Genomic DNA, 16929 nt, shown 5'->3' with positions numbered 1-16929 from the left:
CGCTCACAATGGCAGTGCCGAGTGATGCTTCAGTTCCTTGAGGATCACGTTCGTGCGCGCACTGGCGACACCGGGAACACGGAACAGAAATTCATCGAGAAAGCGGTTGTAGGCGTCGATGTCCGCGCTGACGACTCGCAGGTGATAGTCCGCATCGCCCGTAGTGGCGAAGCACTCGAGCACTTCGGGTCGGTGTTGGACTGCGCTGATGAATTCGGCCAGCCGGTCCGGATCGTGTCGGGTGAGCTGCACATGCACGATGGCCTGAAAGCCGAGGCCGCACACGCGCGGGTCAATCTCGGCGCGATAGCCGCGAATCGCCCCGACAGCCTCGAGTTGGCGCACGCGGCGCCAACAGGCGGAGGCCGACATGCCGGTCGCTTCGGCAAGGTCGGCGTTGGACATACGCCCGTCTCTTTGCAGCATCTCCAGGATGCGTTTGTCCTGGGCCTCGAGCACCAGGGGGGCGTTCGGTGGTTTCATCCAGAAAACCTATATTCGATGAAATATATGACCAATCATAGCCAATAGAAAGGTGAGTTAGACAGAATATTTGTACTGAGCCGGGCAGAATATCCATTTTCCTTCCTGCTCACCGAGGCCCTGAATGTCGCTTGCGCTGCCCGCATACTGTCTCGAGGATCGCTACACGCGCAGGGATGGCCGCGTCTTCCTGACGGGCACCCAGGCGCTGGTGCGGGTGTTGCTCGATCAGGCCCGCCGCGATCGCGAGGCGGGCCTCGCAACAGGCGGTTTCGTTTCCGGGTATCGCGGCTCGCCCCTCGGCGCGCTCGATCTGGAGCTGTGGCGCGTTTCCGATGAACTGCGCGCGCAACACATTGAATTCCTCCCTGCCGTGAACGAGGACCTGGCGGCGACCGCCATCCTCGGCACTCAGCAGGTAGAGACGAATCCTCGCGCCAGGGTACGCGGTGCATTTGCCATGTGGTATGGCAAGGGTCCGGGCGTAGATCGGTCCGGCGATGCGTTGAAGCACGGCAACGCCTATGGCTCGTCGCCCCACGGTGGTGTTCTGGTTGTGGCGGGCGATGACCATGGTTGCGTTTCCTCGTCGATGCCGCATCAATCCGATGTCGCCTTCATGAGCTGGTTCATGCCGACGCTGAATCCCGCCAACGTTGCCGAGTACCTTGCTTTCGGCGAGTACGGATATGCCTTGTCGCGCTTCTCCGGGATGTGGGTCGGTTTCAAGGCGATTGCCGAGACCGTCGAGTCCGGGCAATCGGTCGAGCTCGCAGCGGATCGAAGGTTCATTGCCCCGCAGTTCCAGCCGCCACCGGACGGATTGCATTACCGGTGGCCGGACCTGCCGGGTCCGCAGATCGAGGAACGACTGGAAGCGAAGAAGAACGCTGTTTACGCGTTCACCGAGGCCAATCCGATCGATCGTTCCATCTACGACGTGTCGAACGCCCGCTTCGGTATCGTCACGACCGGCAAGGCGCATCTGGACCTGATGGAAGCGTTGCGACTCCTTGGCCTCGATGGCTGCGAGTGTCGCCGCCTTGGAATCGACATTTACAAGGTGGGATTGGTCTGGCCTCTGCCGCGACGTCCGGCGCTCGACTTCGTTCGCGGCAAGGAGGAGGTGCTGGTCGTCGAGGAGAAGCGCGGCATCATCGAGAGTCAGCTGAAGGAGTATTTCTATGACTGGCCAGGGGACAAGCCGAAGCGCATGGTCGGCAAGAACGATGAGTCCCTGTCGCGGCTCGTGCCCTGGGTCGGTGAACTGACGCCGCAGATGCTCCTGCCTATCGTCGCCCGCAGGCTCGACAGGCTCTTTCCGGATGAAGGGTTCCCTGCGCGCGCCAAACGTGCCATGCCGGAACACGCGATCACCCTGCAGATCCCCGGCGCGACGCGCACGGCATATTTCTGCTCGGGATGTCCACACAATACTTCGACGCGTGTTCCCGAAGGATCGCAGGCGCTCGCGGGCATTGGATGCCATTTCATGGCGAGTTGGATGGATCGCAATACCACTTCGCTGATCCAGATGGGCGGAGAGGGCGTCAACTGGGCAGCCTCGTCGCGATTCACCGGTCGCGGGCACGTATTCCAGAATCTCGGCGAAGGAACCTGGTATCACTCAGGTTCGATGGCAATTCGCCAGGCGATCGCAGCCGGCGCCAACATCACCTACAAGATACTCTTCAACGACGCGGTTGCCATGACCGGAGGGCAACCCGTCGATGGTCCGGTCTCGGTCCAGGCCATTGCGAGCATATCGCGCGCAGAGGGTGCGCAACGCATTGCAGTGGTATCGGATGAGCCAGGCAAGTTTACTCTCGCTGATTTTCCGTCCGGCACCACGCTGCATCATCGACGTGAGCTCGATGCGCTGCAGCGCGAACTGCGCGAGTGCAGGGGCGTCAGCATCCTCATCTACGAGCAGACCTGTGCCACGGAGAAACGGCGCCGCCGCAAACGAGCTCTGGTCCCAGACCCGCAGCGTCATGTCGTCATCAATGAGCTGGTCTGTGAAGGCTGCGGCGACTGCTCGGTGGCGTCGAATTGTCTGAGTGTCGAACCCATTGCGACCGAGTTCGGCACCAAACGACGCGTCAACCTGTCCACCTGCAACAAGGACTACAGTTGCCTGGACGGATTCTGTCCGAGTTTCGTCACCATCGAGGGCGAGCGTCTGGCGCGCCGCGCGATTGCGCAGGACTTTCAATCGATCGCGGCGACGCTGGTGCAACCTGCCCTGGCAGATATCGATGAGCCATACAATCTGCTGGTGACCGGCGTCGGCGGCACGGGTGTTATTACAGTCGGCGCATTGATCGCCATGGCCGCGCATATTTCGGGCAATTCGGTCAGCGTGCTCGATTTCACCGGTTTCGCGCAGAAGTTTGGCCCGGTACTGAGCTATATCCGCATTGCATCAAGCACCGACCTGCTCAATCAGGTGCGCATCGATCCGGGTCAGGCCAATGCCGTCATTGGTTGCGACATCGTCGTATCATCCTCGCCCAAAGCATCCTGCTGCTACCGATCCGGTACCCGAATCGCGTTGAATCTCGCCGAGATGCCCACCGGCGACCTGGTGCGCCACCGCGATGCAATGTTGCGCGTCGCCGAACGCGAACAGGCAATTGCCGCTGCGGTCGGGCAGGACTGCCTCCGATCGATCGATGCGAACCAGATTTCGGAAAAATTGTTCGGCGACAGTGTTTTTGCCAACGTTCTGATGCTCGGTTTCGCCTGGCAACAGGGCCTCGTGCCCGTGCCGCTCGATGCCATCGAGCGCGCGATCGAATTGAACGCGGTAGCGGTGGCAGCCAATCGCGCGGCCTTCGCGGCCGGGCGGCTCATCGCGGCGAATCATCCCTCACTTGCGCCTGTGGCCGAATTGCCAACGACATCGGTCCCGACGGTCGCAGAGCTCGTCGACAAGCGCGCACAATTTCTCGCGAAATACCAGAGCGGGAGCTACGCGCTGCGCTTCCGTTCGCGGATCGATGACCTGTACACGCGCTTACCCGGCGAGCTGGCCAATGACCTGGCCGCAGTGGCTGCCAGGTCCCTGTTCAAGCTGATGGCGTACAAGGACGAATACGAAGTGGCGAGATTGCATCTCGATGCGGGCTTTCGTGGGCAGCTCGGCTCGCAATTTGCCCCCGGGTTCAGGATTCGACATCACCTGGCGCCGCCATTATTCGCTCGTGGCAAGGACGCGCGTGGTCGCCCGCTGAAGCGGGAGTTCGGCGGCTGGATGCGCATGGCATTTCGCCTGCTCGCGCCAATGAAGCGACTTCGCGGCACGGTGTTCGACCCGTTCGGCCATACCGTGGAGCGACGGATGGAGCGTGCGCTGATCGACTGGTACGAAAAGCTGCTGGGCCACTGCGCTGCCGAGGCGACGCTTGCCACTCGCGACGGTTGGATGCGGCTGCTGGCGCTGCCGATGGAGATCCGCGGCTACGGCCAGGTCAAGGCGCAGGCTGCAGCGCAGGTGCGCTCGCAGAGCGATCAATTGCTCGCCACGCTACAATCCTGATGCTCGACAGCGCCGCGGTTGATGCGGCGCACATGGGATTACGACAGGAGTTGCGGATTTGGACAGCAAGTTACGCAAGGCCATCGAGGCAATTCATGCGCCGGCCGATTGGGTTCATTTCGCCACCATCGGCCGGGATGGCGCGCCGCATGTCACGCCGCTGATGATGGGGCTGTCGACCGATCACCTGCTGTTCAGTCTCACCGGCAAGCAGAAGGTGCGCAATCTCGAGCGTGATCCTCGTGCCTGCGTGTCAATGGCCAGACCCGGATCCATGGCGCACGTCATCGTCTGGGGCACGGTCGCAGTGCGCCATGATGCCGAAGCGCAGGTTCTGTGGGACGAAATGATACGCAATGCCTTCGGTGATGCCGGTCTCGAACAGCGCCAGCGCGGCCTGTCCGCCGAGGGCACGCAGCTTGGCTTGCTGACACCTCGACATTGGCGTATTTACGGTATCGAGGAACGCAATTGATCAACAGCCGGTCGGGGGAGATAAACATGCGAATCAGCATTGCCTGCATCATGTCAGTTGGCGTCATTGCCTCGAGCCCGTTGTTTGCGCAGTCTGCGGCCGACGCGCTGTGTCCATCGCCTGGCGACAGGACACGAGTAGCCGCTGTTTACGGTGACGGCCCGGCGCCCATGACATTTGCCGCGGCGCCGCAGTTGAAGCTGTCCGAAGCACAGGTCGCCGCGGGCATGCCGCCGGGCATGAGCGTCGGCGTGGCGGGCGAGCACTTCGCCGACGTCTGGTCGTCGCTGGCAGGTTGGGACCACGCGCTGGTGCTTATCATCAAAGCAGGCAACGTATTCGAGATCAGCAGTGATATCGTCGCGGGCGAGCCATCGAGCAAGAGCAAGTACTTCAACCTCGGCCATGCCAATTTCAGCGGTCACCTCCGGCCCGACCTGCTCGGCGCGATTTACGCCGTTCGTCTGAAAGGTCGCGAGGGAACGGTGCGCGGGGTGCAGTTTTTCGACCAGGCTGGAGAAGGCGTTTTCGCCGTGTTCCTGCGCGGCGAGGGCGAGGAACCCGACGAGGCGGCCATCGCCCAATTCGATCTGACCTGGAACAGGATCGCGGAAATGCCGAGGCTCTGCGCGACCGGACCGTAGTTTCTAGGGATCGACAACGCGCAGCGAGGGGTCGATGTCGCGGGCCCAGGCGAGCAAGCCTCCATCGAGATTGAATACGCCGTTCACGCCGGCGCGCAAGGCGGCCTGACAGGCCTCTTCGCTGCGGCCGCCGCTGCGGCACAGCATCACCAACGCTTCGCAGACCGGCAATTCGTGCAATCGCGTCGGCAGTTGCGCCAGTGGGATATTGATCGCGCCTGGCAGATGTCCTGCGACGAATTCATGCTCTTCGCGAACATCGACGACGGCGAGATCACCGCGCCTGATCCGTTCGGCGGATCGTGACAACTCACTCGCTGACATGCGCGAAACTGTCGCAGCGGCATGGGAACGGAGCGTGCGTATGCTCGGCGAATCGCCGCAGACGGCACAATCGACCCGTCGCTCGACGGCAAATCGCCTGAAACTCATGGCCAGTGCATCGAAAACCAGCAGCCGACCGACCAGCGGCTCACCAATTGCGGTGATGAGCTTGATGACCTCGGTTGCCTGCAGGCATCCCATGACCCCGGGTAATACGCCGAGCACACCCGCATCGGCGCAGTTCGGTACCAGGCCGTCGGCTGATTCCGCAAAAAGGCAGCGGTAACAGGGTCCCTTTCCCGGAACGACCGTCAGCATCTGGCCTTCGAAGCGATGAATCGCCGCGCTCACCAGCGTACGCCCCAACAGCACGCAGGCATCATTGACGAGGTAGCGTGCGGCAAGGCGATCCGTGCCGTCGACGACCACGTCGCAGTCGCCGAGCAGTCGCCCGGCATTCAGCGCGCCCACGGCCTCGTTGCATGCCGTGACCTCGATGGCAGGATTCAGCGCCTGCAGGCGTGCACGGGCGCACTCGACCTTGGCCGCGCCAATATCTGCGGTTGCGTAGAGAACCTGACGCTGCAGATTGCTGAGGTCAACTGCATCGTGGTCGATGAGCCGCAATCGCCCGATGCCGGCAGCCGCGAGGTAGAGCGCCGCGGGGGAGCCCAGGCCGCCCATGCCGACGATGCCGACCAGCGCGTTACCGAGCCGCTCCTGTCCTTCGGCGCCAATCTCCGGGAGTGACAGATGGCGCTGATAGCGCGCAAGGTCATCCGTCGACAGCGCCACGGTCAACCGCCCGACAGCGCGCAGATCAGGTGTAGCGTAGCGCCCGGTCGAACCGACATGCCGATGTCAGATGCAACCGTCTCGTTCACATAGATGCGAATATGGGGGCGAATCGCGTCCTGCTCATCGATGATGCGAAAGCGAAGTCCACTGTAGCGGGCATCGAGATCACGCAATATCGCATCGACATTATCGCCGCGCGCCGCGACGGTTGCTGCATCGTGGGTGTACGATCGCAACGGACTAGGGATGTTGACCTTGCACTCAGCGCCCATGCGTGACTGAAAACACGCTCGGCAGGTGACGGGCAATACAGCGCCAGTTCCTGCCGGCATTGGTGCTCGCCCAGATCTCGCCGCTGGTCGTGCCGAAATAGAGTCCGGTGTTATCGTGGTCGTCGCGGCACATGGCCTGTCGCAGCACGGTCAACCATGCTTTCGAGCGCGGCAGGCCGCGATCCTGGCGCTGCCAGCTCCGACCGCCATTGCGCGTCATGTAGACAGCAGGTCGGCCAGCGATGGAGGTGCGTGGCCACACGGTCGTGCCATCCATCGGCACGACCCAGGCAGTATCCGGATCATCGCGGTGCAAAACGATGGGAAACCCAATATCGCCGATCTTCTTCGGCATGGCGCGGCCGATTCGCTGCCAGCGCTGTTGCGGTCTATCCAGCCGATAGATGCCGCAATGGTTTTGCTGGTACAACCGGTCCGGATGCTTCGGGTGCTGCACGACACAATGCGGGTCGTGACCGAACTCCGTATCGGGGCTCGGCAGCCAGTCGGCGTCGCAACCGAGATTGAGAGGCATCCAGTCGCGGCCGGCCGTCGTCGACTCGAACACGCCGCCGACCGAGATCCCTATATATAGGTGTGCGGGGTCGCGTGGGTCGACCAGGATCGAGTGCAGGAACTCTCCGTCTGGTGTACCGGAGCCTGGTGCCCATTGCGCGAGCATCGGGTGATCGTTGAATCCGGTTACGGGTTCCCAATGATCCCCATGGTCGGCCGAGCGGAACAAGCCGGCCGGCGAACTGCCGGCATACCAGACCCCCGGTTCGTCCGCGTGGCCCGGTGTCAACCAGAAAACACGCTGCACCGCGCGGCCGGCTTCGCCATCACCCGCTTTGCGAAAAGCCGGGGGTGCAGCGGATTCTTTCCAGCTGCGGCCGCGATCGGCCGAGTGATAAACCGTTGGACCCAGGTGGCCCGTGCGCGCGCCGATCACCAGACGCCTGGGTTCGCGTGGATCCTGGACGACGTGGTGGATGACATGGCCTAAGAATTGCGGGCCAGCGAGTCGCCAGCTGCGGCGGCGCGCATCCGGACGCAAGGTGAATACGCCTTTGCGCGTGCCTATCCAGAGTGTTTGAGTCATGCGCGGAGAATCTGCCTCGTGCGAATGGCTGTCAATCCCGTTCGTCACTTCCCGCATGCGACGGCAAATTGGGGTGGCGCGGGCGCAACGCAGGCGATTTAATGAGCGAATGCGCGCACTCATGTCAACGACTCCCGGAGGTCCCAAGACTTTGCGCCTAATGGACATACCCGACCCGGGTGCGCCAGATGTACTCGAGGTTCTCGTAGCCGTGGAGGCCGTCGGCATCAACTTCCCCGATGTGCTGATCATCGCGGATCGCTACCAGCGTCGGCCTGCCCGGCCGTTCGCGCCCGGCGGCGAGTTCGCAGGCACAGTCGTAGCAGTAGGTGCGGGCGTACAGAAGTTCAAAGCCGGCGATCGGGTCTTCGGGTGGTGCGTGAGCGGCGCTCTGGCCGAGCGCCTCCGTCTGCCCGCAGCGGAGTGCCTGCATGTGCCCCCGGGCATGCCGATGGATGAGGCCGCGTCCCTGCTGATGACCTACGGCACAGCTCACTATGCGTTGACGCGGCGCGGTCAGCTACGCCGGGGAGAATCCGTGCTCGTGCTGGGTGCTGCCGGGGGGCTCGGAGTTGCAAGCATCGAAATTGCCAGGGCCCACGGTGCCGGCATCATCGGCGCTGTTTCATCGATGCCCAAGGCGGATTTCGTTCGCGATCTCGGAGTTGACGAGGTACTGATCTATCCGGCGGGCCCGCTCGATCGCAATGCACAACGCGAACTCGCGGCGCAATTCAAACTGGCCACAGGCGGCGGTTGCGACCTGGTGGCGGACAACGTCGGTGGCAGCTATTCGGAGCCCGCGCTGCGTTGCCTCAACTGGGGCGGTCGTTTTCTGGTCATGGGCTTTCCAGCCGGCATCCCGGCCATACCGCTGAATCTGCCCTTGCTCAAAAGCTGTCAGATCGTCGGGGTCGCCTTCGGCGCCTGGTTGCAGCGTGAACGGCAGGCCGCGGCACGATTGGTGGATGAGCTGCTCGAGTTGTATCGAGATGGCCGCATCCGACCGCGCATTCAAGCGCGATTCCCGCTCGCGCGCGGCGGTGATGCAATTGCGCAGCTTTCCGAGCGACGCGCCATCGGCAAGATCGTCGTGACGATCTGATCCCCATTGCGCGACAATGAGGTATCGGTCGATTACACGACCAACCTTATTTGAGCGAGGATCGCATGGCATACGATAGCTACCACAAGCGCAAGGTCGGCGAACGCACGCTGGCGCCCGAGACCCAGATGATGGGTTTCGGTTACGACCCCAACCTGTCCGAAGGCGCGCTCAAGCCGCCCATTTTCCTGACTTCCACCTTCGTGTTCCGCAGTGCGCAGGATGGCAAGGATTTCTTCGACTACACGTCCGGCCGGCGCCAGCCACCGCCGGGCAAGGAAGCAGGGCTGGTCTACTCGCGTTTCAACAATCCCAACCTGGAGGTGCTCGAAGACAGGTTGGCGTTGTGGGAGGGCGGTGAGACGGCCATGGTGTTGTCCAGCGGCATGTCCGCGATCTCGACGACGATCTGGAGCTATGCGCGGCCGGGTGATGTTCTGCTGTGCAGTCAACCCTTGTATGGTGGCACGGAGACCTTGCTCGAGAAGACGCTGCCCAATTATCGAATCCACAGCGTCAGCGTGAGTGACGGTTGCGATGCAAAGGCCGTGCGACGCGGCGCCGAAAAGGCACTCGCCATGGCTCGCAACAACGGTGGTCGCGTGAGCCTGCTTATGACCGAAACGCCTGCGAATCCGACCAATGGCCTGGTGGACCTGGCATTGTGGCGTGAGAGCGCAGACTGGCTGCAGGCCGAGCAGGGCGGGGAGCGTCCGATGCTCGCGGTCGACAATACGTTTCTCGGGCCTGTTTACCAGCGCCCGCTCGAGCATGGCGCCGATATCGTGATTTATTCACTCACCAAATATGTTGGTGGTCATTCAGATCTGGTGGCAGGTGGGGTGGTGGGTTCGAAAGCGGCGCTCGGGCCGATCCGGGCGCTGCGTTCGAGTTTTGGCACTCAGCTCGATCCGAACACCGCGTGGATGATCATGCGTTCGATGGAAACGCTTGCGCTGCGCATGCACAAATCGGCCGACAATGCACAGCAGGTTGCCGGATATCTGCGCAATCATGCGAAGATCGCTGCGGTGAATTACCTCGGATTTCTCGCCGCCGACGATCCACGGCGCAAGGTATTCGAGCGGCAATGCCAGAGCGCCGGATCAACCTTCTCGTTCACTGTTCGAGGCGGAGAACGCGAGGCATTTCAGTTCCTGGACTCGCTCTCGGTCATGAAGCTCGCAGTGAGCCTGGGTGGCACGGAAACACTCATCTCTCACCCGGCGTCGACGACTCACTCCGGCGTGCCGAAGGAGACGCGAGATCGGTTGGGGGTCACGGATGCGCTGATTCGCATTTCGGTAGGCATCGAAAACGCGGACGACCTGATCGCGGACCTCGAGCTCGGTTTAAGTAAAATCTGAACGACGCCAAGCTGTGACGCAGGCACGGTTGGACCGTGGTTGAGCCGCTGCGGTTCACTGACCATTCATTGCAGCGGTAGCAAGCTATGCCCCATGCGAAACATCAAATCCATGTTGGGTCTGTTGGTCCTGTCCGCGACGCTGCTGCAGACAGGTTGTGCAAGTCTGTCCAAGGACGAGTGTCGCTATGCCGACTGGTACGACATCGGCTACCGCGATGGCCGGCAGGGATTTCCAGGTGACCGGCTCGTCACGCACGCCAAGGCCTGTGGCGAACACGGCGTAGCACCCGATCGCACACGCTATCTGGATGGACGAGCCGCAGGGCTCGGGGCCTATTGCACGGCGCAAAACGGTTTCGCGGTCGGCAATTCAGGCTCGCGCTACTACGGTGTATGCGACGACGACCCGGATAACGGTTTTCATGCGACCTACGCGCTTGGCCAGGCGCTCTACCGCGCCCGCTACCGACTCAATCAGATCGACCACGAACTGGGATCTGTCGATGGCGTGATCGCTGACAAGGAATCCAGCGACAAGGAACGCGCCGTCGCAGTGCTGCGGCGCATCGAGCTGACTCGTGATCGCGTGATTGCCGCGCGTCAACTCGAGGAACTCGAATACCAGGCGCAGAGCATCTAGGCAAGCTCTGCACAGGTGGCACGAGGGATTCAAGCAGCCAGTCCCTGATCCCGGGCATCCTGCCGCATATTCGCGGTACCATGCGTGCCATGGTCTTGCAAGGCGCGCTCAACAAATTTCTCAAACTGGAGTCTTCCGCCGGACTCCTGGTCATGGGCGCCGCCGCGTTGGCGCTTTTGGTGAGCAATTCGCCGCTGGGCGCGATCTACGACGACTTCTGGCGCACGCGGGTTGGTTTTGTTTTTGCCGACTTCCAGCTCGTCAAACCCTTGCTGATGTGGGTCAACGACGGCCTGATGGCCGTGTTCTTCCTGCTAGTGGGCCTCGAAATCAAGCGCGAGTTCCTGACCGGCGAGCTAGCGAGCCTCCAGCAGCGCATTCTGCCATTTGCCGGTGCCGTGGGCGGGATCGTGCTGCCGGCCCTGGTGTATAGCTATTGGACCGGCGCCGATCCAATTGCGTTGCGCGGCTGGGCCATTCCGGCGGCGACCGATATTGCGTTCTCGCTGGCGGTGTTGGCGCTTTTTGCCGCCCGGGTGCCGCTTGCACTCAAGGTCCTGCTGACCGCTATCGCAGTGATCGACGATCTCGCGGCGATCGTGATCATCGCCCTTTTCTATACCGAAGACTTGTCTGCGCGAATGCTCGCGGTTGCAGCCATCGTCGTGCTCGTCATGTTGATTCTCAATCGCGCGTCGGTGATGCGGCCCGGTGCCTATTTGCTGCTCGGCGTCGTGCTGTGGGTGTCGGTGCTCAAGTCGGGCGTTCACGCGACACTCGCCGGCGTGATAACCGCCTTCGCGCTGCCGCTGCGTCCGGACAAGGGCAGCGCGCCCGCGCCCGCCAGCCTGATCGAAGACCTGCTGCATCCCTGGGTGGCCTATGGTGTATTGCCCCTGTTTGCGCTGGCCAACGCTGGCCTTGATCTTGGCGCATTACAGAGTGCCGAGTTGCCAGCCGGTGTTGCCACGGGCGCCGCGACCGGACTGGTCGTCGGCAAGTCGCTCGGGATCTTTCTCGCTTTGATCATCGTCAACGCGCTCATGCCTGTCACGAAGCGCAGCGCGATTCCGGTACTGCAATTGCTGGCGCTGAGTGCCGTTGCCGGGATCGGCTTCACGATGAGTCTTTTTATTGCGAGCCTCGCCTTCGAAACTGCGCCTGCGCAGTATTTCGAGGCTGCCAAGGCGGGTGTACTCGCGGGATCGCTGCTCGCTGGCGCGCTCGGCGCGCTCCTGCTGCATTGGGCACTGCCACGGCGATGAGCGGATCCGGACGGTCCGAGGTGCCGCCGAAGGCCCAGCCGGAACTGGCGCCGCCGCCGTTGCATTGCACGCGCTGCCGGCGCGGCGGTCTGCGTATGCGCAACGAGGGCTTGATATGCGAAGCCTGCGGCAGCGGTTTCCCGATGCTTGGCGGCATTCCCTGGCTGTTCGCCGAGCCACAGGCAGCGTTGAGCGAGTGGCAGGCGCGCCTGCGTCTGCTGCTGGCGGACATCGAAAGGCGATCCCATGCGGCCCGTATCGCAGGCGAGAACGCCGTCGCGGGCAGTGCAACCGCGCGCCGGCTGCAGCTCCTTGCGGATGCGCAGCTCGCGCACGCGCGGCAGCTCCTCGCTTTGCTCGAGCCGCTGCAGCTGACGCAGCAGACCGCGGCCTACGAGACGTTGCTCGCATTGCGCACGCAATTGCCGGCCGATCAAGGCCTCACGAATTACTACGCCAACCTGCATCGCGACTGGTGCTGGGGCGATGCGGAAAATCGAGCCGCAATCGACATCGTGAGCCGCGGGCTTGGCAATTGCCTGGAGGATCGCGACGTACTGGTTCTCGGCGCTGGTGCCGGGCGGCTTGCCTACGATCTGCACCAGGCGCTCAATCCGCGGTATACGCTCGCGCTCGATTTCAATCCGATGCTGCTGTTCGTGGCGCGCGAAATGTTTGCGGGACGCGAACTCGAACTCATGGAATTTCCAATTGCCCCGAGCAGCATCCAGAATCATGCCGTCACGCAGCGACTACGCTCTCCGGCGGAGTCACGCGCCGGGTTACATGCCATCGCCGGCGACGCGCTGCGACCGCCGGTGGCTCCCGGCAGCATGGGCGCTGTCGTCACGCCGTGGCTGGTCGATGTGGTCGGTGAGCGCCTCAGCGACTTCGCGACACGCGTCAACCATCTTCTGGCCGACGACGCTGTCTGGATCAATTTCGGGTCATTGACCTACACGGCTGGACCTCTTGCCGAACGTATTTCACTCGAGGAGGCACGCGAAATACTCGGCGCGAAAGGTTTCGAGATCGAGCGATGCGACGAGGACGAAATCGACTATATGCGCTCGCCGCTCAGCCGGCACGCGCGACGCGAACGTGCTGTCAGCTGGCTTGCACGCAAACGTGCCACGGCGGGCGAGCCTGTCGAACACTCGCATGCACCGCCTTGGCTCGTCGATGCGACCTTACCGGTACCCTATGGCGAGGAGCTGAGGCACATCGTCGTGGCGACTCGTGTTCAGGCGCACCTCATGTCGTTGATCGATGGCCGGCGCTCATTGCGCGACATGGCGCAGTTGCTCACCGAGCAGCGACTGCTTGGCGCGCAGGAGGCTGAAAGTGCCGTACGCAGGTTTCTGCAGCGGCTCCACGACGATGCACGGCAGCAGTAGGCGGCCGGCAACCGCCCGTCGGGCGCCGTTGCATCGCGGTGGCGTTTGGCGGTGCACCGGCAGGCCATAATGGTGTGGTAGTCATCTGGAGGTTGCCATGGCGGGATTGATTCGACGCGCCGGCTTTGCGGCGTTGATCGTGGCTGCGGCGTATGCACTGCAGCTGGCCAACATGTTCTATTTCGAGCCACGCATGGGATTCGCGACGGTCGGAGATTTTTTCGATACCGCGAAACTTCAACCGGCGTTGACGTCGACTGCCTGGCAGCTGAACGCCTGGGGGCAACTGCTGGCCGGCTTTGCGTTCATATTCCTGGGTCAGGTCGTCGCGCAACTGGTGCGGGAACGCCGGCCCGTTGGCGCCGGTCTGACTGCCGTCGCAGGCGGCTTGTGCGGCGGCACGACGATGCTCGTCGCGATACTTTCAGGTCCGGGCGCACTGTTGCCGGGCGCTTTCGCCGCCGCCAATCCCGGCAATGACGCCGCATTTGTCGGCACGCTGGTCATCGTGAACTACGCCGTGACGACACTGGGCGCAATACTGCTTGGCTGGTTCATCGTGCAGCTCGGCTGGGCACTTCGCAAGCGTACCCGAGTGCCATACCTGTTCACGCTGTTCGGGTTGATTACCGGGCTTGCGAACCTGAACCTGTTTCGCAGCCAGGCGTACTACCCGCTTTGCTACATTCTGGTGTTCCTGTGGGCAGTGGCACTCGCGTTCGTGTTGTTCACGCGGGCGCAGCAACTGGCCGAGCCGCCGGAGGACTGACTTGCGGGACGCGCGCCACCTGGCTTTGTTATCCTGAGCTCATGAAGTACCTGGCGATACTCCTCGCGACCACTGCAATCGCAAGCTGCGCCTACATTCCGGACGAGCGGCTCGAAAGGGATGTCCGGCAGATCGTGCGCACGCGCGCCGATGTCGAGGCGAGCTGGCACCGCGATGCCGACGCGCAGCGTGTGGCGCTCGAGAAGGCCAAGGCATTGCTCGCCGATGGCCTGGGTCTCGAAGAGGCCGTCCAGGTAGCTCTTCTCGCGAATCCCGATCTGCAGATCGAATTCGAGCGGCTTGGAATTGCCCGGGCGGAATATATCGACGCTATCACCTTGCCCAATCCGGTCGTGTTTGCATCGCGGCGTCGCGTCGAGGATGGCGATGGCCACCAGACAGAGTATGGCCTGGTGCAAAACATCCTGGCATTGGTCCGTCTGCCCATCGAGCGCCGCGTTGCGAGTTTCGAACTGCAGGCGGCCAAGCTCCACATGGCCAACGCCGTGATCGCGCTCGCCGCAAATACCCGGGTTGCCTACTACGAACTTGCGGCCAAGCGACGGCTCGCCAGACTGCACGATCAGCATGCCGACGCCGGCCGTTTGCGCCTGGAGCTGGCCGAACGCTATTACACGGCCGGCAACATTGCGGCGGCCGAGCGCGAAGAGCAACGCGACGCAGCGGTTGCGAGCCGCCACGCGCAGGCCGCGGCGCAACGCGAACTTGCGGCTGCGACCGCGGTGTTGGAGCGCTTGCTCGGCGGACTGTCGATCGCGGATGTCGAGCTGTCCGACCGACTCGCGCCGGTGCCGGCGCAGGATCCCGAGTTCGCGCCGTTGCTGGCCCGCGCGCTCGAGCAGAATCTGCAGATCGACGCCTATCGGCGCGAGGTCGATGCGCGCACGGCGGGCCGCCAGGCGATACGTCGTACGCGCTGGCTCGATGAATTGTCGGTCGGCGTGAGTACCGAACAGGATCCCGACGGCACCCGTCTCACGGGCCCGGATGTGGAGTTCCCCCTGCCATTGTTCTCCCAACGTCAGGCCGAGGTCGCACGGGGCGATGCGGTGGCGCGCCTGGCAATGCGCGAGGCCGAGGCGGCAGCACTCAATTTGCGTGAACAACTCGAGTTGGCATTTGCGCGGCTCGTCGAACATCGCCGCAATGTCGTCATGCTGCGCGATGAGCTGCTGCCTGCGCGCGAGCGGCTGCGCGACAGCGAGCAACGACGCCAGTTCTTCATGCTGGAGGGTCCGTTCGCGCCGCTCGCAGCGCGCCAGCTCGAGCTCGAAGGCTATGAGCAATTCATCGCCGAGGTGGGTGCCTATTGGGCAGCCCGTGCACAATTGGCCGCATTGTGCGGCAATTGCGAAGCGATGCTGGGCGCGCCGTGAACGCCGGTGACCTGCCCGCCGTCATTCGCCGGCGCGACTTGTTGACCCTGGCCGCCGGCGGACTCCTCGCGGGCAATGCCGTGACCGGTACGGCGGCGGCTGCTGATGCGGCACATGGCCGCAGGGGACGCATCGTGACGCCGAACGGCTGGTCGCTGCCCTACAGGCAGCGCCGGGGCGCCAAGGAGTTTCATCTGGTCGCCGAGCCCATCGAGCACGAATTCGCACCGGGCCAGAAGATCAAGGCCTGGGGCTACAACGGCACGACCCCGGGCCCGACCATCGAAGTCGATGAAGGCGATCGGGTACGCCTGTTCGTGACCAATCGCTTGCCGGAACATACCTCCATGCACTGGCATGGCATTCTGTTGCCGAATGGCATGGATGGCGTGGGCGGACTCAATCAACCGCATATCCTGCCCGGCGAGACCTATGTCTATGAATTCACGCTGCGTGAGCAGGGCACGCGCATGTATCACCCGCATGCCGACGAGAACACCCAGCTCGCCATGGGCATGATGGGCATGTTCATCATTCATGGGCGCGATGCCGCGAGCCAGGTCGACCGCGATTTCGCCATCCTGCTGCACAATTGGGCGGTGCATCCCGGTACCTACCGCCCGGATCCGGCCGTGATGACGGAATTCGACCTGTGGACCATGAACAGCAAGGTTTTCCCGGCCATCGATCCGCTCATCGCGCGCACCGGACAGAAGGTGCGCATACGCGTTGGCAATCTGTCGATGCACGATCATCCCATGCACTTGCATGGCGTCCATTTTCGCGTCGCAGGAACCGACGCCGGGCCGATCGCACGTGCTGCGCAGATTCGCACGACGACAGCGCTGGTGCCCGTGGGCGGCGCGATCGACATGGAATTCACGCCCACGCTGGCGGGTGACTGGGTGTTTCACTGCCACAAATCGCACCACACGATGAATACCATGGGCCACGACCTGCCGAATCCGCTGGGCGTTCAGCAGCGCGACCTCGATGACGAAATTCGCAAGCACCTGCCGGGCTATATGTCCATGGGCGAGAGCGGGATGGCCGAGCACCAGGACCATACCGACATGGGTCACCACCCGGGACCGCCGAACACCTTGCCGATGATGATGGGTCGCGGACCCTACGGAAATCTCGAGATGGGCGGGATGTTCACGGTCATGAAAGTTCGCGATCAGCTCGCAAGTTATGATGATCCTGGTTGGTACAAGGCGCCGGCCGGCACCACGGCGCGGCGCATCAGCACCGATCCCGACTTCAAGCCCTGACGCATGGCTGCGGCATGTCGTAGCGAGCCACCGATACATTTTTTGCCATTTTCTGCAGCGGCCACGCCAGCATC

The 16929-nt window shown here is 62.9% G+C and carries 15 protein-coding genes; 11 read left to right on the top strand and 4 right to left on the bottom strand.

Annotation, left to right across the window (positions count from 1 at the left end; translation table 11 throughout):
* Positions 1-3: 3 nt before the first annotated feature.
* Positions 4-483 carry an Lrp/AsnC family transcriptional regulator gene (locus tag R3E77_12400; protein MEZ5500215.1) on the bottom strand — a complete coding sequence of 160 codons (480 nt, stop codon included), beginning with the start codon at positions 481-483 and terminating at the stop codon, positions 4-6.
* A 124-nt stretch (positions 484-607) separates the two neighbouring features.
* Here R3E77_12400 and R3E77_12395 point away from each other — a divergent pair, with 124 nt between their 5' ends.
* The 3 genes from R3E77_12395 to R3E77_12385 are packed head-to-tail and all read left to right on the top strand — an operon-like array spanning position 608 to position 5143.
* A complete protein-coding gene (locus R3E77_12395; protein ID MEZ5500214.1) occupies positions 608-4024 on the top strand; it encodes an indolepyruvate ferredoxin oxidoreductase family protein in 3417 nt (1138 codons plus the stop codon).
* A 58-nt stretch (positions 4025-4082) separates the two neighbouring features.
* Positions 4083-4499: a pyridoxamine 5'-phosphate oxidase family protein gene (locus R3E77_12390; protein MEZ5500213.1), complete on the top strand. Its 417-nt coding sequence runs from the start codon at positions 4083-4085 to the stop codon at positions 4497-4499.
* Between the two features lie 26 nt (positions 4500-4525).
* Entirely contained in the window at positions 4526-5143 is a 618-nt protein-coding gene (locus R3E77_12385) for a ChuX/HutX family heme-like substrate-binding protein (GenBank protein ID MEZ5500212.1), read from the top strand.
* Between the two features lie 3 nt (positions 5144-5146).
* Here R3E77_12385 and R3E77_12380 read toward each other — a convergent pair whose 3' ends face one another.
* From R3E77_12380 to R3E77_12370, 3 genes are read right to left on the bottom strand one after another with little or no spacing between them, the layout of a single operon-like run.
* Positions 5147-6262 carry a HesA/MoeB/ThiF family protein gene (locus tag R3E77_12380; protein ID MEZ5500211.1) on the bottom strand — a complete coding sequence of 372 codons (1116 nt, stop codon included), beginning with the start codon at positions 6260-6262 and terminating at the stop codon, positions 5147-5149.
* Positions 6263-6264: 2 nt separating this feature from the next.
* The gene (locus R3E77_12375; GenBank protein ID MEZ5500210.1) at positions 6265-6537 is read right to left on the bottom strand and encodes a MoaD/ThiS family protein; all 273 of its coding nucleotides are present in this window, start codon (positions 6535-6537) and stop codon (positions 6265-6267) included.
* Positions 6527-7639, bottom strand: a complete 1113-nt coding sequence (locus R3E77_12370) for a hypothetical protein (protein MEZ5500209.1) — start codon at positions 7637-7639, stop codon at positions 6527-6529. The genes R3E77_12375 and R3E77_12370 overlap by 11 nt, the downstream gene beginning before the upstream one ends.
* A 160-nt stretch (positions 7640-7799) precedes the next feature.
* On the opposite strand from R3E77_12370, the gene R3E77_12365 reads away from it, so the two are divergent.
* The 8 genes from R3E77_12365 to R3E77_12330 all read left to right on the top strand — a co-directional run bounded on the left by R3E77_12365 (position 7800) and on the right by R3E77_12330 (position 16855).
* Positions 7800-8744 (top strand): NADPH:quinone oxidoreductase family protein, encoded by a 945-nt coding sequence (locus R3E77_12365; protein MEZ5500208.1) that lies wholly within the window; start codon positions 7800-7802, stop codon positions 8742-8744.
* A gap of 65 nt (positions 8745-8809) precedes the next feature.
* Positions 8810-10111 carry a cystathionine gamma-synthase family protein gene (locus R3E77_12360; GenBank protein ID MEZ5500207.1) on the top strand — a complete coding sequence of 434 codons (1302 nt, stop codon included), beginning with the start codon at positions 8810-8812 and terminating at the stop codon, positions 10109-10111.
* 93 nt (positions 10112-10204) lie between these two features.
* On the top strand, positions 10205-10753 hold the full coding sequence (locus R3E77_12355) for a DUF2799 domain-containing protein (GenBank protein MEZ5500206.1): 549 nt from the start codon (positions 10205-10207) through the stop codon (positions 10751-10753).
* An 80-nt stretch (positions 10754-10833) separates the two neighbouring features.
* Entirely contained in the window at positions 10834-12018 is a 1185-nt protein-coding gene (nhaA, locus tag R3E77_12350; GenBank protein ID MEZ5500205.1) for a Na+/H+ antiporter NhaA, read from the top strand.
* Entirely contained in the window at positions 12015-13415 is a 1401-nt protein-coding gene (locus R3E77_12345) for a hypothetical protein (GenBank protein ID MEZ5500204.1), read from the top strand. The genes nhaA and R3E77_12345 overlap by 4 nt, the downstream gene beginning before the upstream one ends.
* A 97-nt stretch (positions 13416-13512) precedes the next feature.
* Positions 13513-14184, top strand: coding sequence for a hypothetical protein (locus tag R3E77_12340; GenBank protein MEZ5500203.1), 672 nt, complete (start codon positions 13513-13515; stop codon positions 14182-14184).
* Between the two features lie 41 nt (positions 14185-14225).
* Positions 14226-15581 (top strand): TolC family protein, encoded by a 1356-nt coding sequence (locus R3E77_12335; GenBank protein ID MEZ5500202.1) that lies wholly within the window; start codon positions 14226-14228, stop codon positions 15579-15581.
* A complete protein-coding gene (locus R3E77_12330) occupies positions 15578-16855 on the top strand; it encodes a copper oxidase (GenBank protein ID MEZ5500201.1) in 1278 nt (425 codons plus the stop codon). Before R3E77_12335 ends, R3E77_12330 begins: the two co-directional genes overlap by 4 nt.
* The last annotated feature ends 74 nt before the right edge of the window (positions 16856-16929 follow it).

The organism is Steroidobacteraceae bacterium, from assembly GCA_041395505.1.
Lineage (GTDB): Bacteria > Pseudomonadota > Gammaproteobacteria > Steroidobacterales > Steroidobacteraceae > JAWLAG01.
Note: the sequence above shows the minus strand (reverse complement) of the source record. Positions and strands in the feature narration are given on the sequence as shown.

Coding starts and splice junctions, on each gene's coding strand:
- R3E77_12400 (MEZ5500215.1), bottom strand. CDS start 483: ATGAAACCACCGAACGCCCCCCTGGTGCTCGAGGCCCAGGACAAACGC.
- R3E77_12395 (MEZ5500214.1), top strand. CDS start 608: ATGTCGCTTGCGCTGCCCGCATACTGTCTCGAGGATCGCTACACGCGC.
- R3E77_12385 (MEZ5500212.1), top strand. CDS start 4,526: ATGCGAATCAGCATTGCCTGCATCATGTCAGTTGGCGTCATTGCCTCG.
- R3E77_12375 (MEZ5500210.1), bottom strand. CDS start 6,537: ATGGGCGCTGAGTGCAAGGTCAACATCCCTAGTCCGTTGCGATCGTAC.
- R3E77_12370 (MEZ5500209.1), bottom strand. CDS start 7,639: ATGACTCAAACACTCTGGATAGGCACGCGCAAAGGCGTATTCACCTTG.
- R3E77_12365 (MEZ5500208.1), top strand. CDS start 7,800: ATGGACATACCCGACCCGGGTGCGCCAGATGTACTCGAGGTTCTCGTA.
- R3E77_12360 (MEZ5500207.1), top strand. CDS start 8,810: ATGGCATACGATAGCTACCACAAGCGCAAGGTCGGCGAACGCACGCTG.
- R3E77_12355 (MEZ5500206.1), top strand. CDS start 10,205: ATGCGAAACATCAAATCCATGTTGGGTCTGTTGGTCCTGTCCGCGACG.
- nhaA (MEZ5500205.1), top strand. CDS start 10,834: ATGCGTGCCATGGTCTTGCAAGGCGCGCTCAACAAATTTCTCAAACTG.
- R3E77_12345 (MEZ5500204.1), top strand. CDS start 12,015: ATGAGCGGATCCGGACGGTCCGAGGTGCCGCCGAAGGCCCAGCCGGAA.
- R3E77_12340 (MEZ5500203.1), top strand. CDS start 13,513: ATGGCGGGATTGATTCGACGCGCCGGCTTTGCGGCGTTGATCGTGGCT.
- R3E77_12335 (MEZ5500202.1), top strand. CDS start 14,226: ATGAAGTACCTGGCGATACTCCTCGCGACCACTGCAATCGCAAGCTGC.